Here is a 26,330-nt window from a genome sequence, read left to right as displayed (position 1 = left end):
GTATTGTCCATTTTTTAGAATCATAGGGGATCAGTTGTGGTAATCCCCTTTATTAAGATCAGATTACTATTTTAAATTTTCACCCCTAGATGAAATTACTGATTTGTACCAATAGAAGCTTTTCTTTTTATAACGATTTAATGTGCCAGAACCATCTTGGTTTAGGTCAACATATATAAAGCCATAACGTTTGGTTACTTCGGCTTTTGAGGCACTAATAAGGTCGATTGGTCCCCAGCTTGTATAACCCATAACTTCAACACCATCATTAATGGCTTCTCGGATTTGTACTAGGTGATCATTCATATAGTTAATACGGTAATCGTCATTAATCGTGCCATCTGCTTCTAATTTATCTTTAGCACCAAGTCCATTTTCAACAATAAATAATGGTTTTTGATAACGTTCATAAAGTAAATTAAGTAGGTAACGGATCCCTATTGGATCGATCTGCCATCCCCATTCAGATGCTTTAAGGTAAGGGTTAGGTACCATATCTAAAATGTTACCTTTAGTTTTTTTAGATTCATCAGAAGTTGCACAGCAACTCATGTAATAACTGAATGAAACAAAGTCGACTGTTTCTTTTAGATCGTGTTTATCTTGTTCAGTAATTTCTAGTTTGATGTTATGCTCTTTAAAGAATCGGTTCATATAGGTTGGGTAATAACCACGAACTTGTACATCACCGAAGAATAACCAACCATGATTTTCATTGTGCGCGGCCCAAACATCTTCAGGTTTTGGTGTTAATGGGTAGGCTACCGCACCTAATAACATATTACCAATCTTGGCATCAGGAATCATGTCATGACATAATTTTACAGCACGGCTACTGGCAACTAGTTGATGATGAATTGCTTGATAAATTTGTTGCTTTGTACTGTTTCTATCTAACCCTACACCAGTGAAAGGTTCGTGTAATGACATGTTGATTTCGTTAAATGTTAACCAGTATTTGACTTTATTTTTGTAACGTTCAAATACAGTTTTAGCGTAATGGGTAAAGAATTCAATGACTTTACGATTACCCCAACCACCATATTGTGTGACTAATGAATAGGGCATTTCATAATGCGATAATGTTACTAATGGTGTGATGTTGTGTTTTGCCATTTCATCAAATAACTTATCATAAAAAGCTAAACCATCTTCGTTTGGTTGTTGTTCATCACCATTAGGGAAAATTCGTGTCCAAGCAATTGATGTTCGAAGGCATGTAAAGCCCATTTCGGCAAATAGAGCAATGTCTTCTGGATAGCGATGGTAAAAATCAATCGCATTATCTTTTATGCTGGCAATATCATGTTTATTTCGATCAATAATATCGCCAAATAAGCCATTTGGCGTGCAGTCTGATGTGGATAATCCTTTACCACCTTCTTGATAAGCGCCTTCAACCTGATTGGCGGCAATAGCTCCGCCCCAAAGAAAATCATTAGGAAATTGTGTTGACATGTTTTACTCCTTATTTTGAGATAACGCTAATAAAGCATCACCATTTTCAATCGTGTCTTGTTTAAAAATACATTCTATATCTTGATAATTATCAGTATTTGTTATGATTATCGGTGTGATTATTTCAAATCCAGCTTGCTTGATTGCATCGATGTCAAAACTCACTAATAAATCGCCTTTTTTAACTTTGCTACCCGTTTCTACATGAGCTTCGAAATGTTGACCATCCAATTTAACGGTATCAATACCGATATGAATAAGTATTTCTGCACCTGAATCAGTTTGGAAACCAATAGCGTGTTTTGTTCTAAACAGTGAAACAACTTCACCATCATCAGGCGCTAAAGCTTGGCCAATAGTTGGAATAATAGCAATACCTTTACCCATTAATTCGCTGGCAAATGTGGGATCATTAACCTCGCTTAGTGGCGCTACCTTTCCTGTCATTGGGCTAAAAATAGTGACATTATTGGTATTTATTTGGTTGGTGGTGTTTTGGTTATTTGTTTGATTTTCAGAAATATCATTATTTGATATCATGCTAATTTTATCTTTTGGTATACCAAACAGATAAGTCGCGATTAAAGCAATAGCAAATGAGATAACACAGGCAAAAACAACTGCATAAAATTTATCATCAATGCCGTGTTCTGGTGATATTAATTGTAAAAAAGAGAAGACATTAATAAAACTGAAAGAGTAAATCACACTATGGTAGCAACCAATAATCGCACCACCAACAATTGCTGATAAACAACCAATCACAAATGGTCTTTTTAGGGGTAAGTTAATACCGTAAATAGCAGGTTCTGTTACACCAAAAATACCAGATAGTACAGAAGAGCTTGCTAATGCTTTAAATTGTGGATCTTTTGCTCTGAGCATAACAGCAAATACGGCTCCAACTTGTGCAAATACCGCAGGGAACAATATTGGTAATAGGAAATCTTCATGATTTGTTGCTACATTATTTAAGCAAAGTGGAACAAGTCCCCAATGAATGCCAAAAATTACTAATACTTGCCAAAGTGGCGATAAAATCATTGATGCAATAATTGGATTAAGTGTATAGAGATATTCAATTCCACTTGCTATATAACCGCTACCATAAGTCACTGCTGGGCCAATAAGCGCAAAGGTTAATGGTACTGTAATGATAAAGCTAAGTAATGGTGCAATAAATTTTTTAAAAGAATCATGCATGATTTTATTGAAGTTTCGTTCTAATAACGAGTAAAACCATGCAGCTAAAATGATTGGGAATACAGATGAGGCATAAGGAATTAAGTCAATTGGAATATCAAATAAATGAGTTTTTAGTAAGAACTCTCCTTGCGGTATCATATTACTAACACTTGGGTGAAGTAATGCTCCGCCAATTGCTAACCCCATATATGGATTACCACCAAATTTTTTAACAGCCGAAAAGCCTAAAATCATTGGTAAGTAATAGAGTGGGGCGTCGGATATGGCGTTTAAAAAGTTAAAAGTTGATGTTTTGTTGTGGACGACATCTATTGTTATTAATAGTGCAAGTATTCCTTTTAAAATACCGCCTGCTACCATAACAACTAACACAGGAATAAAAATATTGGATACTAAGTCGATCAGTTTAGATAATATACTTGATTTTTTATTCGGTTGTGTATTTGTGTTGGTTGTTTCATTTAGATTGGTTAACTGCATAATGTCACTATAAACGTCAGCAACATTGTTACCAATTACAATTTGAAACTGTCCGCTACTTTGTACAACAGTTATTATGCCTTTTTGTTTTTTTAAAACTTCGGGATTTGCTTTAGTTTCATCCTTTAGTACAAATCGTAAACGAGTTGCACAATGCACTAAGCTGATAACATTGTCTTTTCCACCAATATGTTGAATAATTGATTCGGCAAGTTCTTTGTTTTTCATACCTTATCCTTATTTTTGAACAAAAAAAAACCTAGCCCCCCAATAATTTAGGGTGCTAGGTTTTGCTTGCAAAGTCAGCGAATTTAACTTTGCAATAACAATCCAATTAATAGTTTGTTTAGGTTAGCATAAATTTAATAAAACAGATAAGACTTCTACAATGATGATCATCAAATTGTGATTTACTTCACATTATGAGTTTTTAAGTTCGGTTCGTAGTCGTTCAATATGCATGGTTAAATAAAGACTTTCATCATCAGAAAGCGGATGTTGATATTGCTGTATTAAATGCAGATCGATTTGTTTAGTACATAAGTGGGATTTTTTATATTTTTGACGAATGATTTCATATAACGAAACATCTTGTTGTGTTTGCGATTGTTGATTTAATATGCGGTGTGCAAAAAATTTTAAATGAGTAACAAAGCGTTGATAAGATAAGCAATCTTCATCATATTCAAAGTTAAAATGATATTTTACAATATTGAGTATTTCACGCATGATTTTGGTCATATTAACAATATTAGGCATAGTGCCATCAAGTTGTGCATTAATAATATGGAATGTAATAAAGCCTGCTTCGTCTTCTGGTAGTTCAATGCCTAAACGTTCTTTAATGACTGATAGAGCGTATAAACCAATTTTAAACTCTTTAGAATAGAATTTTTTGATTTCCCACAAAAAACCATTAGGTACATCAAAACCGTGTTTGTGGCGTTCAATAGCCGAATGAATATGATCCGTTAAAGAAATATAGATACTATCTTGTAGATCGCCTTCAATAAATTTTTTTGCATGGTTAATAATAATTTCAGACGTAGTTAATACCTCAAGTGGGATCTGAGACAGTAACTCGGTAAATTTTGATACAGTGTTTTTATCATCCAGTGAAAACTTTTTTTCGATAAGATTGGGATCAATTAAATCGCCTTCGCGTTTTTTAAAGCCAATACCCCGACCAGTAAGAATTAGTTCTTTACCTTTTTTATCTAGAGTAACAACAACATTGTTATTTAGTATTTTATGAACTTTCATTCTGTTTAATCTAATTTTTTAGATTTAGCTATTATCAATCCCATTGAGAAAATAGAAAGCAGAAATATAAAAAAGTGTGATAGATATCAAACTTTTACCTAATAACTTATTTGAAAATAATCAGTATAATAAAAAGCCTCGATAGGCTAAAGCGTATCGAGGCGATATTTTATTGTTTAACGTTATTATTGCGCTAATAATTTATTCATGGTTTGAATAAATTTGCTTGGATCGCTTAATGAGCCTTTTTCAGCAAGTAAAGCCTGATCAAGTAATAATTCAACCCAATCGTTAAATGCGCTTTCGTCTTGCGTATCGGCAATACGTTTAACCAATTTATGATCTGGATTGATTTCAAACGTGTATTTGATTTCAGGCGCTTTTTGACCTGCGGCAGCAAATAGTTTAGCCATTTGTGTACTCATTTCATCGGCTGCTGTGGTAACAATTGCTGGTGTATCAGTTAAGCGGTGCGTTAATTTGACCTCTTTTACTTTGTCACCTAATGCTGTTTTAACTCGTTCGATAAAAGGTTCAAGCTCTTTTTCAACTTGTTTTTGATCTTCACTGCTTTGATCGGCAAGTTTTTCAATAGATTCATCTGATTTGCTGATTGATTGGAATTGTTTACTATCAAATTCCGTTAAATTACTCATCATCCATTCATCAATGCGATCAGATAATAATAATACTTCAATGCCTTTTTTACGGAATAGTTCTAGATGAGGACTATTTTTAGCTGCACCATAGCTATCGGCTGTAATGTAATAGATCTTTTCTTGACCATCTTGCATACGGCTAATGTAGTCGTCTAATGAGACGGTTTGTACATCGCTATCAGTATGCGTTGAGGCAAAACGAAGTAATTTAGCAATCGCTTCACGGTTTGTAAAATCTTCACCGGTTCCTTCTTTTAGCACTAAACCAAACTCACTCCAGAACTGTTGATATTGTTCTTTGTCATCCTTGGCCAGTTTCTCTAGCATTTGTAATACACGTTTAGTGCACGCATTTCGTAAGTTTTGGGTGATTTTATTATCTTGCAAAATTTCGCGTGATACATTTAATGGTAGATCGTTTGAATCAATCAAACCTTTTACAAAACGTAAATAGTTAGGCATAAATTGTTCAGCATCATCCATAATAAACACACGTTGTACATACAGTTTTAAACCGTGTTTATTATCACGATTCCACATATCCCAAGGTGCTTTTGATGGAATATAAAGTAAACTCGTATACTCTTGTTTACCTTCAACACGATTATGACTCCAACTTAATGGATCGGCAAAATCATGTGATAGGTGTTTATAAAATTCTTTGTATTCTTCGTCAGTCACTTCTGATTTACTGCGTGTCCAAAGTGCTTGGGCTTTGTTGACTTTTTCCCATTTGACTTCTTTGCTTTCTTCGTCAGTGGTTTGAACTTCAACTGGGAGCGAAATGTGATCAGAATATTTACTGATAATAGAGCGTAAACGCCAATCATCTAGGAACTCTTTTTCATCTTCTTTTAAGTGTAAAGTGATTTCAGTACCACGAGTTTCTTTATTATCATCGGATATGGTGTATTCACCTTCACCGGCTGATTCCCACATAACCGCTTCGTCAGCTTTTGCTGTTGCTGCACGGGTTCTTACTGTGACTTTATCTGCAACGATAAAAGCGGAATAAAAACCAACACCAAATTGACCAATTAATTGACTATCTTTAGCTTGATCACTACCAATAGACTCTAAGAATGCCTTAGTGCCCGATTTAGCAATTGTACCTAGGTTTTCAATGACTTCATCACGTGTCATACCAATACCATTATCAGTAATGGTTAGGGTGCCGGCTTCTTTATTGGTTGAGATGCGCACACCAAGTTCGCCATCGCCAGCATATAAGTCTGGGTTTTCTAATGCTTTGAAGCGGAGTTTGTCAGCTGCATCAGATGCATTCGAAATGAGTTCTCTTAAAAAAATCTCTTTATTTGAATATAAAGAGTGAATCATTAAATGTAGAATTTGTTTAACTTCGGATTGAAATCCACGGGTTTCAGAACCTTGTTTACTCATTAACTAGTACCTCTATTATATTTAGTCATTCCAATCAATGCTAACAATAAAAATGAACTTGTTATAACAAGTTATAACAACGTTTATCGTTTTGCACCGCTTCTTAGTGCACGGTCAGTTAGTATTAATTGAATAAAATTAACATAATGGTTTGATTTATTGATGTATTGCTATATGGGAATAAAAAAGAGAATTTCAATAGAAATGAGTAAATTTATTTATTATTTAGATATTGTTTGGTTGTTTTTTGTTAACAATCCTAACTGAAACCACTACAAAAATGGAACAAAAAAAGCCTTGAACGAATCAAGGCTTTTTAACTCGAAAATATATTGTACTGAATGACAATTACATAAATCCATAAATAAGAATTAGGATAACTGCAACAGGAATAACGAATCGTGATAATAAAGTCCAAATATTAAACCAGAAAGGACTTAAATTTAATTCTTCACGGATACGTTTTTGATTCATCATCCAAGCACCAAATACCACAGTACCTAATCCTGTAAGCGGTAACATGATTTTACTGGTCAGGTAATCGAGTAAATCAAAAATATTTTTATCAAATAGTTTTATTCCAGCCCATTCATTAAATGCTAACAAACAAGCAATACCCAAAGCCCAAATAACAAGGCTACTTGCTATTGTAGCTGATTTTCTTCCTAGCGGTGTTTTTTCTTCTAATAATTCAACGGTTGGTTCAAGTAATGAGATAGAAGAGGTTAATGCCGCAAAAGTTAAGAAAATAAAGAATAATACACCTAAAATAGTACCACCGGCCATATTACCAAATGCAATAGGTAAAGTAACAAAAATAAGACCGGGACCTTCACTAGGTTGTAAACCATTAGCAAAAACGAGTGGGAATATAGCCATGCCTGATAACATTGCTACAATGACGTCTAAAATTACGACTGTACGAGCTGTAGATAACAAATTGACATCTTTTCCAAGGTATGACCCATATGCCATCATAATCCCCATACCTAAAGATAGACTAAAGAATGCATGTCCTAAGGCTGCTAACATAGCAGTACCATTAATGGCTGAAAAGTTTGGTGTAAATAAAAATTTAAAGGCTGCAGTAAAAGAGGGGCCACTCACATAGGCAGCATAACCAACTAATACTAATAATAAAATTCCCAGTCCAGGCATCATAATCTTACAGGCACGTTCTAAACCAGCACCAACCCCCATTGCAACAATAAATGCTGTAACGGCCATAAATACAGTATGCCAAGTTAATAAGTGGTTTACATTACCGAGAAAGCTTTCGAAAATTTTCCCTGTAATGTCACCATTTGCACCTTCGAAAGAACCTTGTGCAGCTAAAACAATGTAATCAGTCGCCCATCCACCAATAACACTATAAAACGATAAAATTAAAAATGAACCAACAACACCAATGATACCGACCCAACGCCATGACTTGGAATGACCTTCTGAAGCGGCAACGTCTTCCATCGTGTGAATCGGATTTTTTTGTCCACGACGACCAATTAACCATTCTAAAACTAAAATTGGTAACCCAATAACAAACATAAATAGCAAATAGGTTAGAACAAATGCAGAACCACCCATTTGTCCTGCCATATAAGGGAATTTCCAAATGTTACCCAATCCCACAGCAGAACCCGCCGCAGCTAGCATAAACCCCATGCGTGAGCTCCACTGAGAGTGGCTTTTTTTCATAGTACCCGTACTCATTAATATTTTCCTTTAATTTTAATTAGTTTAATTCAGCATTGTGAAAAAAGTGCGTCTTTTATAGTGAACTTTTAATCATGCCACGAAATAAGTTGATAAACAAGAATTCATTAACTTAATGAGTCATCTATACTGAAAAAAATAGACAAAATTTGACTATTGATTGATAAAAGTAATCACATAGCATATAGTTAAACTCAGATTTTTAATGATATAAAAGAGTAACCATGCCGCAAAACATTGATCAAAACGAAATTGATAAATTTTCACAACTTGCCGCCGATTGGTGGAATCCAAATGGCAAATGCAAACCACTACATATAATCAATCCATTGCGAGTGGATTATATACAACAAAAATGCGGTTCATTAACTAACCAAACCGTTTTAGACGTGGGGTGTGGTGGTGGGATATTGTCTGAGAGCCTAGCCAAATTGGGGGCAAATGTTACCGCTATTGATCTTGCTGAAGAGTCGCTTGCGGTTGCTAAAATGCATGCTGAGCAAAATGGTCTTACGATTAATTATCAGAAACAAACAGTTGAAGAACATGCACAGGAATACCCAGCGCATTATGATGTGATTACCTGTATGGAATTATTAGAACATGTACCAGATCCGTTTTCAATCATACAAGCTTGCGCAACATTACTTAAACCTGATGGAAAACTGTTTTTATCGACCATTAATCGCAATCATAAAGCCAAATTATTATTAATTTATGGGGCTGAATATATTGCTCGCTTAGTGCCTAAAGGTACGCACGACTTTAACCGTTTTATTCGTCCATCAGAATTAATGACACTTGTTGAACAAGCAAAATTAGATGTGGAAGGTATTGTTGGTATGGAATATCATTTATTTAAAAATCAATTCAAGTTAAGTTCAAATGTCGATATAAATTATATAGTAATGGCAAAAAATAGAGTTTAGTTTAAAAATGTGATCTAAATCTCAATTTTAATATTTTATTCAGTATTTTTTTTAAAGTTCACTATAATTCCGCATGTTACCGATAACACGGACTGTTTTATTTTAGAGGAACTATTTATGCCGTTAATTATAATTGCTATAGGTGTAGCTCTGCTACTTATTTTGATGTTACCACTCCGGATTAATGGATTTATTGCACTAATTCTAGTTGCACTTAGTGTTGGTGTAATGGAAGGGATGCCAATTATGGATGTCGTAAAATCAATTAAAAATGGAGTAGGAGGTACGCTTGGTAGTTTAGCCTTAATTATGGGCTTTGGTGCAATGCTAGGAAAATTACTAGCCGATTGTGGTGGTGCTCAACGTATCGCAACAACGCTTATTGAAACATTTGGTGACAAAAAGATCCAGTGGGCAGTGACGCTTACTGGATTTATTGTTGGTTTTGCACTTTTTTATGAAGTTGGTTTTGTTTTATTATTACCATTGGTGTTAACCATTGCTGCAACATTACGAATATCTCCTTTATATGTTGGTATCCCAATGGCTGCTGCATTGTCTGTTACGCATGGCTTTTTACCTCCGCATCCCGGACCGACTGCGATTGCTGAAATTTTTAAAGCCGATATGGGAAGAACTTTACTTTATGGTACTATCATCGCCATCCCAACAGTCATTTTAGCCGGACCGGTATTAGCTGGATTACCATTTATTCGTGCAATTAATCATCCAATTGAAGAAGGTTTATATAATTCTAAAAAATTTACTGATGATCAAATGCCAAGTTTTGCTGTAAGTGTTTTTACTGCTTTAATTCCAGTTATTTTAATGTCTATTCGTGCAGTTTGCGATATGACTTTAGATAAAGGACATGCAGTGTTACCTTATGTCGAATTTCTGGGTGATCCTGTTATAGCTACTTTAATTTCAGTATTAGTTGCGGTATTTACCTTTGGTATTTTACGCGGGCGCTCTATGGCTGAAGTTAATGGGACTTTGGTTGATTCAATTAAAATTATTGCCATGATGTTATTGATTATTGGCGGTGGTGGTGCATTTAAACAGGTACTTGTTGATAGTGGTGTAAAAATTTACATTGAACAAATGATGCATGCATCGAATGTTTCCCCGATTATCATGGCTTGGTTAATTGCCGCATTACTTCGACTTGCGCTTGGTTCTGCAACGGTTGCGGCATTGACTGCAGGTGGCATTGTTTTCCCTTTAATAGCATCAACAGGTGTAAGTCCAGAATTGATGGTTATTGCTACGGGCGCCGGTAGTGTTGTGTTTTCACACGTTAATGATCCAGGATTCTGGTTGTTTAAAGAGTATTTCAATTTAAGTATTACTGAAACAATGAAATCATGGTCATTATTAGAAACAATAATTTCTGTTTGTGGATTAGTCGGGTGTTTACTGATTAATATGTTCATTTAATTAAGCATTAATTGTTTGTTTTTTTACCTCATCAGTTTTATTTAACTGGTGAGGTTTTTTCGTTATGTTTTTATTTATTTCTTATTTTAATAAAAAATAAAATTTTGCTAGTCTTTTTTATTAAAAGCAGATAGAATGCTCCAGCAATATTTTATCAACAATTCAACTCAATGGTGAATATTGTCATGTCTCGCATAATTAAAGAAGCGCTCACGTTTGATGACGTGCTATTAGTCCCAGCTCACTCAACGGTCTTACCTAATACAGCTGATATCTCTACTCAATTAACCCAAACTATAAAGCTCAATATTCCAATGTTGTCAGCAGCAATGGATACTGTCACCGAATCAGATCTTGCTATTGCATTAGCGCAAGAAGGTGGAATCGGTTTTATACACAAAAATATGTCAATTGAAAGTCAAGCCAATCACGTAAGACGTGTTAAAAAACACGAAAGTGGCATTGTACAAGATCCCGTATCTGTTTTACCAACTGCTACTATAGAGCAGGTTATTGAATTGGCTAAAGAGTATGGTTTTGCTGGATTTCCTGTTGTGACCGAAAGCCAAGAACTTGTTGGTATTATTACCGCTCGTGATGTACGTTTTGCCACTGACTTATCTTTACCTGTTACTGCTGTTATGACACCCAAAGAGCGTTTGGTTACCGTTAATGAAGGTGAACAACGCGAAATTGTACTACAAAAAATGCACGAATACCGTGTTGAGAAGGTTCTTGTTGTTGATTCACTATTCCATCTCAAAGGAATGATCACAGTCAAAGACTATAACAAAGCGGAACAAAAACCGAATGCCTGCAAAGATGAAAAAGGTCGTTTGCGTGTAGGCGCTGCTGTTGGTGCTGCAGCAGGTAATGAAGAACGCATTGCCGCATTAGTTGAAGCTGGTGTTGACGTATTATTAATTGACTCGTCACACGGACATTCAGAAGGTGTGCTTGAACGTATTCGACAAGCAAGAAACACCTATCCAGATCTCCAGATTATTGGTGGTAATGTAGCTACAGCTGAAGGGGCTAAAGCTCTAATTGATGCTGGTGTTAGCGCTGTTAAAGTTGGAATTGGACCTGGCTCTATTTGTACAACTCGTATTGTTACTGGTGTTGGTGTACCACAAATTAGTGCTATTATGGACGCAGTTGAAGTGGCGCAAAAACACAACATTCCTGTTATTGCTGATGGCGGAATTCGTTTTTCTGGCGATATTGCTAAAGCGATTGCTGCAGGTGCATCTTGTGTCATGGTTGGTTCTATGTTTGCTGGTACTGAAGAAGCTCCTGGCGAAATTGAATTATTCCAAGGCCGAGCCTATAAATCATACCGAGGAATGGGATCGCTTGGTGCTATGGCTAAAGGATCTTCTGATCGCTATTTCCAAACCGATAACGCTGCAGATAAACTCGTGCCAGAAGGTATAGAAGGGCGTATTGCCTATAAAGGACAATTAAAAGAAATTATCCACCAACAAATGGGAGGATTAAGATCTTGTATGGGATTAACAGGTTGTGCAACGATTGATGAATTAAGAACCAATTCTAAATTCTATCGTATTACGGGGGCAGGTATGAAAGAAAGCCACGTTCACGATGTTCTTATTACCAAAGAACCACCTAATTATAGAGCTGGAGTATAAAAAAGAGGGGAAACCCTCTTTTTATCTCTTTGATTATCTTAAATTTAACATAAAAACCACAGAATAAAAACTTCAATAAAATCAATACCTTTCCTGACTGTTTTTTTGTTATCTTTTATTGTAAGGTTTTGGACGATTTTAATTAATATGATTTGATTATCATAGGTTGCTACGCCCAAATGTTAAGTGATTCAGCTATCTTTTAATAATCTTGCAATTTCGTTAATGTCGTTTGGTGTTGTTTGACAGCACCCACCAATCAACGTAGCCCCTAGTTTTGTCCAGATAGGTAATTGATTGGCAAAGGTACAATCGTGATGATGATTTTTATGCCATTGTTTGGTGCTTGGATCGTATTGTTCTCCAGAATTGGGGTAGACAATCAGTGGTTTTTGCGTGAGTTTTTGTAACGATTCTAACGCAGCGGTAACACTTTCTAAGGCAATGCAGTTAATACCAACACTGACCACTTGTTGGCAGTGATTAAGATATTCGATAACCAAAGATAGTGGGGTGCCGTCGCTAAGATGATTGGCATCTTTTAATGTTAACGAAAACCAGCTCGTTATAGTTGAAAATTTTTCAAGAAGCTTTGTGAGAGCTTTGATTTCAGCAAAAGAGGGGAGTGTTTCGCAAGCGAGTAGATCGACTTTTGCTTCAACCAATGCTTTGATGCGGTCATAGTGAAAATCAATAAATTCTGATTCAGAAAGTTGATAATCCCCCGTATATTCTGAACCATTTGCAAGATAAGCACCATAAGGACCAACTGAACCAGCAATTAGTAGTGTTTTATTTTGTTTTGTTTCATCAAGGTATTGCCATTTCGCTTGCTTGGCAAGCTCGACACTGGTTTTTATGAGTTTGATGGATTGATCTAGTGTGATCCCCTTTTTAGCAAATCCTAATGGTGTGGCCTGATAACTGGCGGTAATGGCGCAATCTGCGCCAGCACTAAAATAGTCATAATGAACTTGGCGAATCAGTTCGGGTTGTTCTATTAATACTTTTGCCGACCACAAACTGTCGTTAAGATCGCACCCACGGCGTTGTAACTCGCTCGCAAGTGCACCGTCAATTATGATATGCTTTTTCTGCTTTAGTAATTCATTAATAGGATTGTTATTGATCATTTGGTGCCGCCTGCTTTGGATTAGATTGGGTAAAATGGTGTGCAATAAAACACAATACTACAAATGGAATACCACAATAGAGTGCAATGCGTTGTTCAGGATCAAATGCTAAACCAATGCAGGCAATTAAGCACAAAATAAATCCTAAAATAGGCACAAGCGGGTAAAACGGTGCTTTATATTTTAAGGCATTGAGTTCTGTTTCCGATAGCTGTTTTCTAAAAAAGTAGTGTGAGGCGCAAATACTCAACCAAACGGCCACCACGGCAAAACCTGAAATTGCGGTTAAGGCAACAAAGACGGTATCAGGTGCAATAATACTTGTTAACAATGCTAATAAGCCTCCTAACATACTAACCAGAATAGCAAATGCGGGGATACCTTTTTTAGTGAGTTTGCTAAAGCTTTTAGGTAATGTTCCTTGATTAGAAAGCGACCACAACATGCGTCCAGAAGCATAAAGTCCCGAATTTGCAGCCGATAAAATGGCGGTTAAAATCACAAAATTAAGAAAATCAGCCGCATAAGGTAGACCAATATTTTCAAAAACGGTCACAAAAGGACTTTCGATAACGCCAGCTTGATCCATTGGCAATAATGCTGCTAAGACAAAAACGGTGCCAATAAAAAAGATGATAAGCCGTAAAATTGTGGTTTTAATGGCTAATGGGATTGTTTTTTCTGGCTCTTTTGTTTCACCTGCGGCAATACCTATAAGTTCAGTCCCTGAAAAGGCAAAATTGACCGATACCATCGTCATAATAATCGGGGTGATGCCATTAGGGAACCAACCATTATCGGTGATATTATGTAAAAATGGGGCAGGGATGTCGTTCTCCATTGGAACAAAACCAAAAATAGCCGCGGCACCAGCAATAATAAAGATGATAATGGTGATCACTTTAATGATCGAAAACCAAAACTCACTTTCAGCAAAAAACTGTGCTGTAATGATGTTTAGCGCAAAAATGACTGCGCAAAAAATAGAACACCATAGCCAAATAGGTGTATTTGGAAACCAATGTTTCATACAAAAGCCTGCTGCAGTAATGCTTGAGCCGAGAGCAACAGTCCAAGTTAACCAATACAACCACGCAACCGTGTAGCCTGTTGCTGGACCGATAAATCGAGAGGCATAAGTGTGAAAGGCTCCTGTTTCTGGCATGGCAACAGCTAATTCACCAAGGCATAACATGACTAAGTAGACCACTAAGGCGCCAATTAAATAGGCGATAATCGTGCCAATGGCTCCTGCGGTTGCAATAATATAGCCTGTGTTAAAAAAGAGACCTGTACCAATAACGCCACCAAGTGATAGCATAATAAGATGCCGCGTTTTCATGGTACGTTTGAATTGGTTTTCGTTTGATGAGTTTGACTGTTGTGTATTCATAAGCTGTTTTATTCAATTCGTTGTTATTATGTTTAAATTAATATCCCACCAATAAATTGGTAGAATGCTTTTTTTGTTAATTGTTATTAATTATTTTCAAAAACTTTTTGTAAAAAATCCTGCTTTGATAATGTTTGCCCGTTTAATATTGCTTCTTGCTTATCTTTGGCATAATCCACCTCAGAATAGATTCCTTCAGTGTTATTTTTTTCAAAAGTAAATAGAGGCATTTTGCTAAATTCATCTTTTGTTATTGATTTTATTGATAAACTCTCTTTTTCGATTTGGTCAGGTGTTAGTGCTTCTTTCTTTGGGTTTTTTAGTTGAGCTACGGTATAAGCCAATACGTTAAAAGGTGCATCAACGTTTAGTTTAAGACTATCAATATTGTCAATATCAACCATAAAACGTTCTAGTCTTGATCGTATTCCTGATAGGGTGACAAAAGCGTTGGCATTCACTTCGCCTACAGGTGTTTTTAAATTTAATTTATTTAGTGAAATTTGGGGATTTAATGATGTTTGTTTATCATCAAAGTCGGTGTGATCAAAATGATTAGATAGTATCGAGACAGGAATATTTTTGTAACTAATATCTAAACTAGCGCTTCCCAAATTTGGCAAACCGAGTAATAATGATTCTGCATTGGCTTTTAATAAACCATCAACGGTATTGTTTGTTGGAGTGAAAGTATTTTCTTGATCGACCGTTAAATTGTTAATGATGAGCTTTTGATCATCTGAAAGGGATTCCGAAGAGGCATTAATTACAAATGTGATTTTGCCTATTTCAGTGTGTTCATTCGGAATTATAGCACCAGTTTTATGAAAAATATCGCCTTGGTATTTCAGATTATCAAAAGTAATATGCGGTTCGGTATAGTGATTGTGAGTGCCGAATGCCATTTTATCGGCGTTGAGATTGTAATGTATTCCTGTTTTGTCTGAATTTGGGTAGGCTGATAAATTAAATTTCTGTAGGGTGACTTGCGGTTTTGAGAAGTCTTTATCGTTTTTATAAATAAATTTATCGATATTCACGTGGGCATATAATTGAGAAAGATCCTTATTGAATTCAATATTAATATCACCATCAGACACCTCTAACGAACCACCAATAAACCGCCAAATTTCAGTATTTTCATCGGAATCTGAATCAACAAGATTGAGCGCTTTATTAGTTAATTTTATGGTGAGATCTTCTCGATAGTTTATGCCGATATTGGCGGTAATAAGTGGCTGATTACCTGCTAATTGCCAAAGTTCTGGCGATAGTGTTTCGCTCATTGCATATTCCACCCATGCCATTTGTGGGGCGAATTTTCCCTCTGCAAGAGCAGTAATTGGAAATGGACCATGGTGAATGGTGATGTTATCATTAAAAACCGTTTTTGTATCGTCAATCAACAAGTTTTTTGATGCTAGTTTTACGGTAAGGTGTAATTTTGTTGAAAAAATCGATTGTTGATAATTGCTATATTCAATTATTACATTGAATAGATCTTGGTCATTGTCAATTTTTTGTGTAATTTGTTCTATTTTTTTGTCAATGTTGTGTTTGATTATATTCCCTGTATACCAAGATGAACCAACGTATCCTAATATTGCAATAAGACCTATAGCAATTATACCTTTTTTCATTGTTTTCTCTCTTTTATTGGGGCATTTTTAACAATTTTAATTGATTTGCTTCTTATAGGCGATAATTTTTTGATTATTTTAAGTTATTTTATTGAAGGAAAATATGTGAATTTTTATCAATTTGTTTTTTTAGTTGCGTTGACGAATATCCGCCAGTAAAGGCTGGCGGACTAATTAGTTAGGTTAATTGATTGTTCAGCTATAAATTATCAAAAAACTCCTCTTTTGATATTGTTTTACCATTGACTTCAACGTCATCACTATCTTTAGTTAGGCTAATATCTGAATAAAAGCCGTTGGTTTCTCCATTACTTAAAACTATAAATGGCATTTGAGATGTCAGCATTGCAGCTGCCAATTGTATCGATTGATTATTTTTTGTTATTTGTTGTTGTGTTACCTTGTTATCGTAAGGGTTTTCTATTTGTGCTGATATATGTGCTAACGCGTCAAATGGTGCTTCAAGCTTGAATTTTAACGCGTTAATTTTTTCGGAATTGTCTTGAATAAGAGACAAATTATCTATATCAAGTAGATCTAACATTAGCTTAATATTAATATCACCAGCAGCTGTGTGCCAATTTAATTTATTAAGTGAAAATTTGACATTCTGTTTTGGATTAGTATCGGTTAAATCTGTATGTTTCATATCAAATGTGTTACTGAACCAATATTTATTTAAACTTTGAAAGTTGAAATCGATCGCAATATTACCTAAATTTTGTTGACCATAAATTACTGAATCAATATTAGCAAAACATAAACTATCGATGATATTTGTTGCCTCGTTTAGGATATTTTTTTGATTCATAGTAATGTTATTGAAAACGAGTGGTTTGATATCTAAAGAATATGGTGATGGAGCACCTAATGTCATTTTATCGATACTACCTTGCAAATCGCCATTTTGAGTTTTGTAGTTAAAGTGACCCGTTGATTTGATGTTATCAATATTAAAATCTGTTGATGAGTATTTGCTAGTACTGATATTACCAATATTTAATTCATAATTTACTTCTTCTAACGTGTTAAGCGGTTTTAATGACAGACTTAAATCACTAAGTGTAGTATTAACGTCGTCTGATAAAAGAGATAATTTATCTAATTGCAATTTAGCCACCATATCAGAACTATCAATATAGCTACTAACGGTAAAATAACCTTTACCAATATTGATATCTTTATCCACTGCTTCAATTGCTTTGTTTGCCAGTTTGGCTGTGATATATTGACCATAGCTTATTCCCATATGTCCAGTAATAAGAGGTTGATTACCTGCTAATTTCCAAAGTTTTGGGCTAGTTTGTTCGGTCATTTCATACTCTAACCAAGCCATTTGTGGTGCAAATGTTCCTTTGGCAAGAGCTGCAACAGGAAAAGGACCGTGATGGATAGTGATATCATCATCAAATAGGGTTTTGGGTGTATTTATTTGTTCAGAAGCATCTTTTTGTGACGCTGTAACTTTTAAATGAGCTTTAGTTGACAATATACCTTTGTCGTAATTACTTTTTTCAACTGTAAAGATAAAATCGTTTTGAATTTGGTTAACCTTGTTTGTGATTTGAGCTAATTGGTTGTCAATATTGTTTTCAATTATGTTACCAGTGTGCCATGCCGTACCAACGTAAGCGATTCCTAATACGGCAACGATTCCTATAGCGATTGTTGTTTTTTTCATTCTTGTTCTCTTGGTTATTTATTACATTTAAAATTATCGTTCTTGATGTTCATCAGTTTGCTTTTTGGGAAATAATGATGAAAAGTAGCAATAAAAGCTAAATTCCACCAGTCATACTGGTGGAATTAGTTTTAACAATAAATTGGTTAGTTATAGGTCATCAAAAAACTCTTCTTTTGATACGGTTGTATTATTTACCTTAACTTCGTCGCTATCCTTAGTTAAACTAACATCAGAATAAATGCCTTCAATCTTACCCTTATTTAAAATCAAAAATGGATAGCTCTCGGCTATAGATCTCGACGTTAATTGTATATTTTCCTTTGCGTCGGCAATTTGTGAAGTTATGTCATCAATATTAGGGTTGGAGATTTGTGCTGATAAGGTAGCTAACACGTCAAATGGTGCTTCTAGCTTTAAGCTAAATGCGTTTATTTTATCGTAATCTTCATTAGAATATATGTTCTTTTCACTATCAACATCAAACATAAAGCTAGTATTAATATTGCCAGCAGGTGTTTTCCAATTGAATTTATTTAATGAAAATCTGATATTATGTTTTTTGCCGGTATCATCTAAGTCAGAATCAGGGTAATTCATACCTATTTGATAGCTAAATAGTTGTTCATCAAATCCTTGGAAATCAAAATCCAATGAAAAGGTTCCCAAATCGTGTTGACCATAGGTAATTGAATCAATATGACTAGAAAACACCCCCTCGACTGTATTTGTGTCGCTATTTAAATCGACATTTTGATTCATAACGAACTTGTTGACCACCACCAAAGTAGGATCTGCTCTAAATAATTGGAAATGGTTAAATGAGAACTTATCGATATCTATTTTAGAGCTAATGTCCTTACCACTCGTATACCCGCCAAAGGTGTAACTACCTTTGCCAAGAAACAATGTACCATTGAGAATTGGGACTTCGTTTTGGCCGATCTCGATGGCTTTGTTTTTCAACTTAACAGTGAGATATTCGCCATAACTCATACCAACATGCCCAGTAATAAAAGGCTGATTACCGGCTAATTTCCACAGTTGTGGGCTGACTTGTTCGCTCATTTCGTATTCTAACCAAGCCATTTGCGGAGTAAATGTTCCTTCTGCAAGTGCCGCAATAGGAAACGGACCATGGTGGATGGTGACATCGTCATCAAATAGCGTTGTTGGGGTGGCGTCTTCGCCATAAAACGAATTGTTTTCTGACACGGTTACAGTTAGGTGTAATTTAGTTGAGAAGATACCCTTTTCATAATGACTTTTGGTAATAGAAAACGTTAAATTTTCTTCAACTTGGCTAGCTTTGTTGGTGATTAGTGCTAATTGGTTGTCAATATTGCTTTCAATTATGTTACCAGTGTGCCATGCTGTTCCAACATATGCAGTTCCTAATATAGCTACGATTCCTATAGCTAATGTTGTTTTTTTCATTCTTGTTCTCTTACTTGTATTTTAAATTATCATTCTTGATTTTCTGCAAAATTGGACAGCAAATTTTTAATATATTCAATACGTTCATTTCGTTGTAATTCTGATTTTTGCAATTTTAATCGATTTGAGTTTTCTAAGCGATAATTTTTTGGCTCTTTTTGGATTATTTCAATCAAATAATCAACGGATACTTTATTATTACTGCCAAATTCAATATAACCACCTTTTTCGCCAAATTCGATTTTAGTAATACCGAGTTGGCATGCATGATGGCGGATTTTGGTCGTTTCTAATAAAAATAGCACAGCATCGGGTAATTGCCCAAAGCGATCACGCATTTCAACTTGAATATCGGTGAGCTCATCAAGGTTATCAACGCTAGCAATCCGTTTATAAAGCGATAGTCGTGTGTTGACATCAGGAATAAAGTCATCGGGAATTAATGTTGGTAATCGTAATTCTACTTCGGTGTATTGACTATTAAGTAATGATTCGAGTGTCGGTTCTTTTCCCTCTTTTAGCGATTTAACAGCGTCATCAAGCAGTTCTATATAAAGGTTAAAGCCAATGGTTTCGATTTGACCACTTTGATCACTGCCAAGCAGTTCACCTGCACCACGAATTTCAAGATCATGTGTTGCTAAGGCAAATCCAGCGCCTAAATCCTCGAGCGAGGCTATTGCATCAAGGCGTCTTTTGGCATCTTTGCTGAGTAATTTGGGATGTGGCGTTAATAGATAAGCATAAGCTTGATGGTATGAGCGACCAACTCGTCCTCGTAATTGGTGTAGCTGAGCTAAACCAAATTTATCGGCACGATCAATAATGATGGTATTCGCATTAGGGATATCTATACCTGTTTCGACAATGGTTGTACAAACCAGTAAGTTAAAACGTTGATGGTGGAAGTCATTCATAACTCGTTCTAAATCACGTTCGTGCATCTGTCCATGTGCGATGGTAATACGTGCTTCAGGGACTAATTCAGCCAAAGTTTCACTGACTTTTTCGATATCTGATACATCATTATGTAAATAATAAATTTGCCCTCCGCGTAAGATTTCGCGCAAAATGGCTTCACGAATAACTAAATCGTCGTACTCTCTAACAAATGTTTTCACCGCTAAACGGCGAGCTGGTGGTGTAGCTATAATTGAAAGATCACGCATACCACTCATCGCCATGTTTAGGGTTCGAGGAATTGGTGTTGCAGTAAGTGTTAGAATATCAATATTGGCTCGCATTGCTTTGATGCGTTCTTTTTGACGAACGCCAAATCGGTGTTCTTCGTCCACAATTAACAGACCAAGATCTTTCCATTTAATCTCTTCTTGTAATAATTTGTGCGTACCTATCACGATATCGACTTTCCCTTCGCTAAGGGCTTCAATAATAGCTTTTTGTTGTTTGGCCGTTTTAAATCGCGATAAGCTTTCAATGCGTATTGGCCAGTTAGCAAAGCGATCGCAGAAACTTTCATAGTGTTGCTCGGCAAGTAGGGTAGTTGGTACTAAAACGGCGGTTTGTTTATGATTAATAACGGCTAAAAAAGCAGCACGAATCGCTACTTCCGTTTTACCAAAGCCAACATCGCCACATACTAATCTGTCCATGGCATAAGGCGAACACATATCGCCAATGACAGCACCAATGGCGTTTTGTTGGTCGTCAGTTTCTTGGTAAGGAAATCCTTGGCAAAATAGTTCATACTGTTCACGGTCTTGTTTAAATTCAAAGCCGGGTTTGCTTTCACGTTCTGCGTAAATATCAAGTAATTCTGCTGCGACATCACGCACTTTTTCGGCGGCTTTTTGTCGTGCTTTACTCCAAGCATCAGTGCCTAATTTGTTGAGTGGTGCGTTTTCTTCATCACCGCCAGAATAACGACTGATTAAATTTAGTGACGAAACAGGCACATAAAGCTTAGTATCATTAGCGTAAAGTAAAATTAGGTATTCCGCTGTAATGCCACCTGTTTCTAACGTTGTGAGTCCTGCATAGCGACCCACACCGTGTTCTAAATGCACAACGGGTTTACCCGGTGTTAGCTCAGCCAAACTACGAATGAGTGAGTCAGTATTAATTGCTTGTTTATTTTCTTTTTTACGACGAATAATACGCCGACCTAATAGTTCGTTTTCAGTAATAAAAGCGTAATTTTGTTGCTGATCAATAAAGCCTTGCTCACTGGTACCAATCATTAAACAAAAACGGTTATCCACCTTTGTTTGTTCATCAAGTTGGTGAATAGATGTTGGGTGAATACGAATTCGCCCAAGAATTTCTTGTAAAGCCTCTTTGCGTCCTTCTGATTCAACTGAAAAAATAATTTTCCCCGAAAAATCAGCAATAAATTTTTGAAATTGCAAATAAGGATCTTTTTGTTGGATTTGAATGGCAATTTCAGGCAATGCACAATAAGGTAAATTAATATTTCTATTTGATTCAGCTATTGTCGTATTTGATACAACTATTCTTGGGTAGTGTTTGAAATTGGCAAAAATCTCATCAATTTTAGACCAAATAATTGCTGGCTCAAGTAATGGGCGCATAGGGTCGACTTTGCGGTTTTCATAACGTTGTGTAATATCTTGCCAATATTTGTTAGCATTTTGTTCAATATTAATGGTGTTAATGATTAAGGTATTGGCTAAAAAATAAGAAAATAGTGACGTTAGTGGCTCGTTAAAAAAGAGGGCTTGCCAATATTCAATGCCAGTTGGCAAAATATTTTTACTTACTTGTTGATAGATGCTTTCGGGATCTAATCTTACTTCAAACTTTTCTCGCCACTGACTACGAAACAGTTCGATTGATGTTTTATCAAATGGAAATTCGTGTGCGGGTAATAGTTGGATTTCTGCTATTTCGTTAAGGGTTCGTTGGCTTTCAACATCAAAGGTACGTATGCTGTCTATTTCATTGTCAAAAAAATCGATACGATAAGGTCTATCACTGCCCATTGGATAGATATCAAACAGCTCGCCACGAGTGGCATATTCGCCATGCTCCATAACTTGGCTAACTGAACGATAGCCGGCATTTTCAAGCTGTAAACGCAAGTGTTCACGACTAATTTGTAGCCCTTTTTTCATCATAAATACATGTCCGCCTAGGTAGCTTTGTGGGCAAACTTTTTGCATTAGCGTATTTATTGGTAAAATCAATGCACCTTTCGTTAAATGTCCAAGGTGATAAAGGCAGGATAAGCGTTCTGATACAATATCTTGATGTGGTGAAAAACTATCATAAGGTAATGTTTCCCAATCAGGAAAAAAGATAGCAGGAAATGGTGAAAATTGTTTGAGTTCCCCATGTATACGGGCAGTTTGTTGCATATCATCAGTAATAATCACCACTAAACCATCGTGTGCGTCTATTGCTTGGGCACAAAATTGTGATAACGAAGAACCAATAAGTTGCCCAATTTGCTTAATTTCACCTGGTTTTTTAGGCATTAATGTTGAGATATGTTGTGTTTTAGGCATGTGAATTCGTCGATTTTGCTGAAAAATTATCTCCAGATTATAACGTAACTACATGGTTGTTTTCTATAACTGTTTAATCCTGTATGATAAGCATCTTGTATTTAACTAGCAAAACTTTGTCAAAAAAGTTTCAGGTAATCTATACGTTTATGTCAAAAATATTTCGTCCATTAGTCTTTTTTATTGGTTTGCGCTATGTGTATGGGCAAAAAACGGATGGCTTTGGTCGCTTTGTGTCATGGTTGTCGATGATTGGTATTATGCTTGGTTCTATTGGTCTGATTGTAGTTTTATCAGTCATGAATGGGCTTGAAGACCAGATGCAAGGCAGTATCTTGAAGTTTTTACCTCAGGCACAGATCACAAGTTCACAGGGTCGTATTGATCCTAACGTTGTTACTGGTGAGCAATTTAGCCATATTCAAGGCGTTAACCATATTAGTCCTTTAGTCACTGGTGATGTGGTTTTGCAAAGTGAACAAAGTATCACGGTAAGTACCTTAATGGGTATTAATCCAGAAGATAATGATCCAATCAATGATTACATCTATAGCGGTTCTGTTTTAGATTTGCAAGCAGGGCAGTACAATGTCATTATTGGGCAAACATTAGCTAATCAATTAGGCGTAACAGTTGGTGACAAAATCCGCTTAATGGTGACTGATGCTAGTCAAATTACACCAGTTGGTCGTATTCCTTCACAACGTTTGTTTAATATTGTTGGACTATTTTCAGTTAATCATGATATTAATCAAGCGCTCATTTATGTTAATCAGTCCGATGCTAGAAATCTATTACGTTATCCTGCCAATATGATAACCAGTTGGCGTTTGTTTTTAGATAAACCACTTGATATCGCTACGGTAACGAATACTCAATTATCAGACGGATTAGTTTTTAATGATTGGCGAGCTAAACGTGGTGAACTGTTCCAAGCTATTAAAATGGAAAAAAATGTTATGGGCTTATTGATTAGTCTGATTGTTATTGTTGCCGCTTTTAACATTATCACCTCGCTAAGTTTACTTGTTATGGAAAAGCAAGGCGAAGTTGCGATTTTGAAGACGCAAGGCTTGTCTCGCTTTAAAATTATGCTGATTTTTATTATTCAAGGAGCAAGCTCAGGGGTAATTGGCACGTTATTAGGTAGTACAATTGGTCTATTAATCGCTTGTTATCTAAACGAAATTATGCAAGTGCTTGGTTTATCGTTTGCAGGCATTCAATTACCATCATTGGTTGAACCAACACAAATTATTTTTATTATTATTGGATTGCTTATGTTATCGCTAATTTCAACTATTTATCCTGCATATCGTGCAGCCAATATCCAACCAGCCGAGGCTTTACGTTATGAATAATTCACAAATATTGCTTAGTGCCAAGAACCTTTATAAAACTTATAACGAAGGAAAAATGGTCACCGAAGTACTAAAAAATGTCACATTTGATATTTACTCTAAATCATTACTTGCCATTATTGGTAGTTCAGGCTCAGGTAAAAGCACGTTATTACATCTATTAGGAGGACTTGATAAACCCACTTCGGGCGAAATTATGTTTAAGTCTAAACAACTTAACCAACTATCCGAAGTCGAAAAGGCACAGCTACGTAACCAAGAAATCGGCTTTGTTTATCAGTTCCATCATTTATTACCTGATTTCACCGCCTTAGAAAACGTTGCAATGCCATTATTAATTGGTGGTGTATCGCCTAATGAAGCAAAAAAACGTGCTATGGTAATGCTTGAAGCGGTTAATTTGGCCAAACGAGCCAACCACCGTCCATCTGAACTATCAGGTGGTGAGCGTCAGCGTGTGGCAATTGGGCGAGCATTAATTAACAACCCAGCACTGGTCATGGCTGATGAGCCAACTGGCAATTTGGATAAATCAACCGCTGACGCAATTTTTGATTTGCTTATTAAACTAAATCGGGAACATGGCACCGCATTTTTGGTGGTGACGCATGATCTTGAACTTGCCAATAAACTTGATAAACAAATGGTGATGAGAGATGGGCAACTATCTGTGAATACATCATCAGATAATCAATCAATGGATAATTAGCATGAATTTATCTTTAATTACCGCTATTAAATTCCGTAAAGGTCGCCGTAAAAGTGGTATGGTATCGTTAATTTCGATCATCTCAACACTCAGTATTGCCATTGGTATTGCAGCCTTAATTATTGGATTAAGTGCGATGAACGGCTTTGAGCGTGAGCTACATAATCGTGTTTTATCTGTAGTTCCACATGGGCAACTATATCCTGAATATGGCAATTTAGATAATTGGCAACACATTCAACAAGAACTCAAGAGTAACAGCAATATTGTATCAGCCTTACCGTTTGTTAATTTTACTGGATTAATTGAAAACGGTAGCAAACTTGGGGCAGTACAAGTGCAAGGGCTTGATCCCAAGCAAGAAGCGCAAGTTAGTGCACTGCCTAATTATGTTCTGAATAATAAATGGCAAGACTTTAAGCCCGATAGACAGCAAGTTATTATTGGAGCAGGGCTTGCTAAAAGCTTGTCAGTAAACGAAGGTGGGTGGGTTTCTTTATTAATTCCTGTATCGAGTGGACCAAATCGACTCAAACCGCCTAAACGTGTTCGTTTACAAGTGGTGGGCATTTTAGAGCTAAGCGGTAGCTTAAGTAACAATATTGCATTGATCCCCTTAACGGATGCACAAAAGCTACTCAATATGGACGATAGCGTTACAGGTATTATGGTTAATGTGAACGATGTCTATCAAGCTAATAACCTTATTGGGCAAGCTGTATTAGCACTTGATGAAACTCTGGCATTTAATAGTTGGGAACAGACCTTTGGCTTTATGTATCGTGATATTCAAATGATCAGGCAAATTATGTATTTGGCTATGATTGTGGTAATTGGTGTGGCATGTTTTAACATTGTGTCAACATTAGTGATTGCCGTTAAAGACAAACAACGTGATATCGCCATATTAAAGACCCTAGGTGCAACCAATCGGTTAATTCGACATATCTTTATTTGGTATGGTGTGATATCAGGGTTAATTGGTAGCGTAATGGGCGTTGCTTTAGGCGTGGTATTGTCTTGGCAATTATCAAATATTATGAGCGGAGTTGAATCGTTACTAGGGCATAAAATTCTAAATAGTAATATCTATTTTATTGACTTTTTACCTTCTGAAATTCATCTATTTGATGTGGTCATTGTGTTTATTACTGCCATGTTATTGAGCTTAATTGCTAGTTACTATCCAGCTAAACGGGCTTGCAAAATTGAACCTGCACGGATTTTAAATAGCTTTTAATCGTGTTTTTGCATAAAAAAGGCGCTGTTTGATGATAATCAGCGCCT

At 35.9% G+C, this 26,330-nt stretch carries 17 protein-coding genes; 6 read left to right on the top strand and 11 right to left on the bottom strand.

All coding sequences use genetic code 11. From position 1 onward, the window contains the following. Nucleotides 1-66: 66 nt before the first annotated feature. The 5 genes from GQ596_RS01625 to GQ596_RS01605 form a co-directional block, all read right to left on the bottom strand. Complete coding sequence (locus GQ596_RS01625) at nt 67-1,458, bottom strand: glycoside hydrolase family 1 protein (protein ID WP_160399937.1); 1,392 nt, start codon at nt 1,456-1,458, stop codon at nt 67-69. Between the two features lie 3 nt (nt 1,459-1,461). Then, nucleotides 1,462-3,372 (bottom strand): beta-glucoside-specific PTS transporter subunit IIABC, encoded by a 1,911-nt coding sequence (locus GQ596_RS01620; RefSeq protein WP_160399936.1) that lies wholly within the window; start codon nt 3,370-3,372, stop codon nt 1,462-1,464. Nucleotides 3,373-3,564: 192 nt separating this feature from the next. Further along, entirely contained in the window at nt 3,565-4,407 is an 843-nt protein-coding gene (gene licT / locus GQ596_RS01615) for a BglG family transcription antiterminator LicT (protein WP_160399935.1), read from the bottom strand. Between the two features lie 185 nt (nt 4,408-4,592). Continuing rightward, entirely contained in the window at nt 4,593-6,467 is a 1,875-nt protein-coding gene (htpG, locus tag GQ596_RS01610; protein WP_160399934.1) for a molecular chaperone HtpG, read from the bottom strand. A 348-nt stretch (nt 6,468-6,815) separates the two neighbouring features. Continuing rightward, on the bottom strand, nt 6,816-8,177 hold the full coding sequence (locus GQ596_RS01605) for a sodium-dependent transporter (RefSeq protein ID WP_202113711.1): 1,362 nt from the start codon (nt 8,175-8,177) through the stop codon (nt 6,816-6,818). A 227-nt stretch (nt 8,178-8,404) separates the two neighbouring features. Here GQ596_RS01605 and ubiG point away from each other — a divergent pair, with 227 nt between their 5' ends. The 3 genes from ubiG to guaB all read left to right on the top strand — a co-directional run bounded on the left by ubiG (nt 8,405) and on the right by guaB (nt 12,201). Further along, nucleotides 8,405-9,109: a bifunctional 2-polyprenyl-6-hydroxyphenol methylase/3-demethylubiquinol 3-O-methyltransferase UbiG gene (ubiG, locus tag GQ596_RS01600; RefSeq protein WP_160399933.1), complete on the top strand. Its 705-nt coding sequence runs from the start codon at nt 8,405-8,407 to the stop codon at nt 9,107-9,109. A gap of 99 nt (nt 9,110-9,208) precedes the next feature. Continuing rightward, the gene (gene gntT / locus GQ596_RS01595; protein ID WP_337189496.1) at nt 9,209-10,549 is read left to right on the top strand and encodes a gluconate transporter; all 1,341 of its coding nucleotides are present in this window, start codon (nt 9,209-9,211) and stop codon (nt 10,547-10,549) included. 185 nt (nt 10,550-10,734) lie between these two features. Continuing rightward, nucleotides 10,735-12,201, top strand: coding sequence for an IMP dehydrogenase (gene guaB / locus GQ596_RS01590; protein WP_160399931.1), 1,467 nt, complete (start codon nt 10,735-10,737; stop codon nt 12,199-12,201). Nucleotides 12,202-12,392: 191 nt separating this feature from the next. Here the strand turns inward: guaB and mmuM are convergent, their stop codons facing one another. The 6 genes from mmuM to mfd form a co-directional block, all read right to left on the bottom strand. Next, entirely contained in the window at nt 12,393-13,331 is a 939-nt protein-coding gene (gene mmuM / locus GQ596_RS01585; RefSeq protein WP_370516473.1) for a homocysteine S-methyltransferase, read from the bottom strand. After that, nucleotides 13,324-14,727 (bottom strand): S-methylmethionine permease, encoded by a 1,404-nt coding sequence (mmuP, locus tag GQ596_RS01580; protein ID WP_160399929.1) that lies wholly within the window; start codon nt 14,725-14,727, stop codon nt 13,324-13,326. The genes mmuM and mmuP overlap by 8 nt, the downstream gene beginning before the upstream one ends. Before the next feature lie 86 nt (nt 14,728-14,813). Continuing rightward, a complete protein-coding gene (locus tag GQ596_RS01575) occupies nt 14,814-16,367 on the bottom strand; it encodes a DUF945 family protein (protein WP_160399928.1) in 1,554 nt (517 codons plus the stop codon). Between the two features lie 199 nt (nt 16,368-16,566). Beyond that, nucleotides 16,567-18,048, bottom strand: coding sequence for a DUF945 family protein (locus tag GQ596_RS01570; RefSeq protein ID WP_160399927.1), 1,482 nt, complete (start codon nt 18,046-18,048; stop codon nt 16,567-16,569). Nucleotides 18,049-18,198: 150 nt separating this feature from the next. Beyond that, nucleotides 18,199-19,485 carry a DUF945 family protein gene (locus GQ596_RS01565; RefSeq protein WP_160399926.1) on the bottom strand — a complete coding sequence of 429 codons (1,287 nt, stop codon included), beginning with the start codon at nt 19,483-19,485 and terminating at the stop codon, nt 18,199-18,201. A gap of 29 nt (nt 19,486-19,514) precedes the next feature. After that, nucleotides 19,515-22,973 carry a transcription-repair coupling factor gene (mfd, locus tag GQ596_RS01560; protein WP_160399925.1) on the bottom strand — a complete coding sequence of 1,153 codons (3,459 nt, stop codon included), beginning with the start codon at nt 22,971-22,973 and terminating at the stop codon, nt 19,515-19,517. Between the two features lie 158 nt (nt 22,974-23,131). On the opposite strand from mfd, the gene lolC reads away from it, so the two are divergent. From lolC to lolE, 3 genes are read left to right on the top strand one after another with little or no spacing between them, the layout of a single operon-like run. After that, nucleotides 23,132-24,334 (top strand): lipoprotein-releasing ABC transporter permease subunit LolC, encoded by a 1,203-nt coding sequence (gene lolC / locus GQ596_RS01555; RefSeq protein WP_160399959.1) that lies wholly within the window; start codon nt 23,132-23,134, stop codon nt 24,332-24,334. Next, nucleotides 24,327-25,043, top strand: coding sequence for a lipoprotein-releasing ABC transporter ATP-binding protein LolD (lolD, locus tag GQ596_RS01550; protein WP_160399924.1), 717 nt, complete (start codon nt 24,327-24,329; stop codon nt 25,041-25,043). The genes lolC and lolD overlap by 8 nt, the downstream gene beginning before the upstream one ends. Before the next feature lies 1 nt (nt 25,044). Beyond that, entirely contained in the window at nt 25,045-26,283 is a 1,239-nt protein-coding gene (gene lolE, locus GQ596_RS01545) for a lipoprotein-releasing ABC transporter permease subunit LolE (protein WP_202113710.1), read from the top strand. Nucleotides 26,284-26,330 lie beyond the last annotated feature (47 nt).

Origin of the sequence: Gilliamella sp. Pra-s60, from assembly GCF_009795755.1 — a bacterium.
Lineage (GTDB): Bacteria > Pseudomonadota > Gammaproteobacteria > Enterobacterales > Orbaceae > Gilliamella.
Note: the sequence above shows the minus strand (reverse complement) of the source record. Positions and strands in the feature narration are given on the sequence as shown.

What these genes read in the sequence shown, in the direction of transcription:
- GQ596_RS01625 (WP_160399937.1), bottom strand. Translation starts at nt 1,458, where the DNA reads ATGTCAACACAATTTCCTAATGATTTTCTTTGGGGCGGAGCTATTGCC.
- GQ596_RS01620 (WP_160399936.1), bottom strand. Translation starts at nt 3,372, where the DNA reads ATGAAAAACAAAGAACTTGCCGAATCAATTATTCAACATATTGGTGGA.
- licT (WP_160399935.1), bottom strand. Translation starts at nt 4,407, where the DNA reads ATGAAAGTTCATAAAATACTAAATAACAATGTTGTTGTTACTCTAGAT.
- htpG (WP_160399934.1), bottom strand. Translation starts at nt 6,467, where the DNA reads ATGAGTAAACAAGGTTCTGAAACCCGTGGATTTCAATCCGAAGTTAAA.
- GQ596_RS01605 (WP_202113711.1), bottom strand. Translation starts at nt 8,177, where the DNA reads ATGAGTACGGGTACTATGAAAAAAAGCCACTCTCAGTGGAGCTCACGC.
- ubiG (WP_160399933.1), top strand. Translation starts at nt 8,405, where the DNA reads ATGCCGCAAAACATTGATCAAAACGAAATTGATAAATTTTCACAACTT.
- guaB (WP_160399931.1), top strand. Translation starts at nt 10,735, where the DNA reads ATGTCTCGCATAATTAAAGAAGCGCTCACGTTTGATGACGTGCTATTA.
- mmuP (WP_160399929.1), bottom strand. Translation starts at nt 14,727, where the DNA reads ATGAATACACAACAGTCAAACTCATCAAACGAAAACCAATTCAAACGT.
- GQ596_RS01575 (WP_160399928.1), bottom strand. Translation starts at nt 16,367, where the DNA reads ATGAAAAAAGGTATAATTGCTATAGGTCTTATTGCAATATTAGGATAC.
- GQ596_RS01570 (WP_160399927.1), bottom strand. Translation starts at nt 18,048, where the DNA reads ATGAAAAAAACAACAATCGCTATAGGAATCGTTGCCGTATTAGGAATC.
- GQ596_RS01565 (WP_160399926.1), bottom strand. Translation starts at nt 19,485, where the DNA reads ATGAAAAAAACAACATTAGCTATAGGAATCGTAGCTATATTAGGAACT.
- mfd (WP_160399925.1), bottom strand. Translation starts at nt 22,973, where the DNA reads ATGCCTAAAACACAACATATCTCAACATTAATGCCTAAAAAACCAGGT.
- lolD (WP_160399924.1), top strand. Translation starts at nt 24,327, where the DNA reads ATGAATAATTCACAAATATTGCTTAGTGCCAAGAACCTTTATAAAACT.
- lolE (WP_202113710.1), top strand. Translation starts at nt 25,045, where the DNA reads ATGAATTTATCTTTAATTACCGCTATTAAATTCCGTAAAGGTCGCCGT.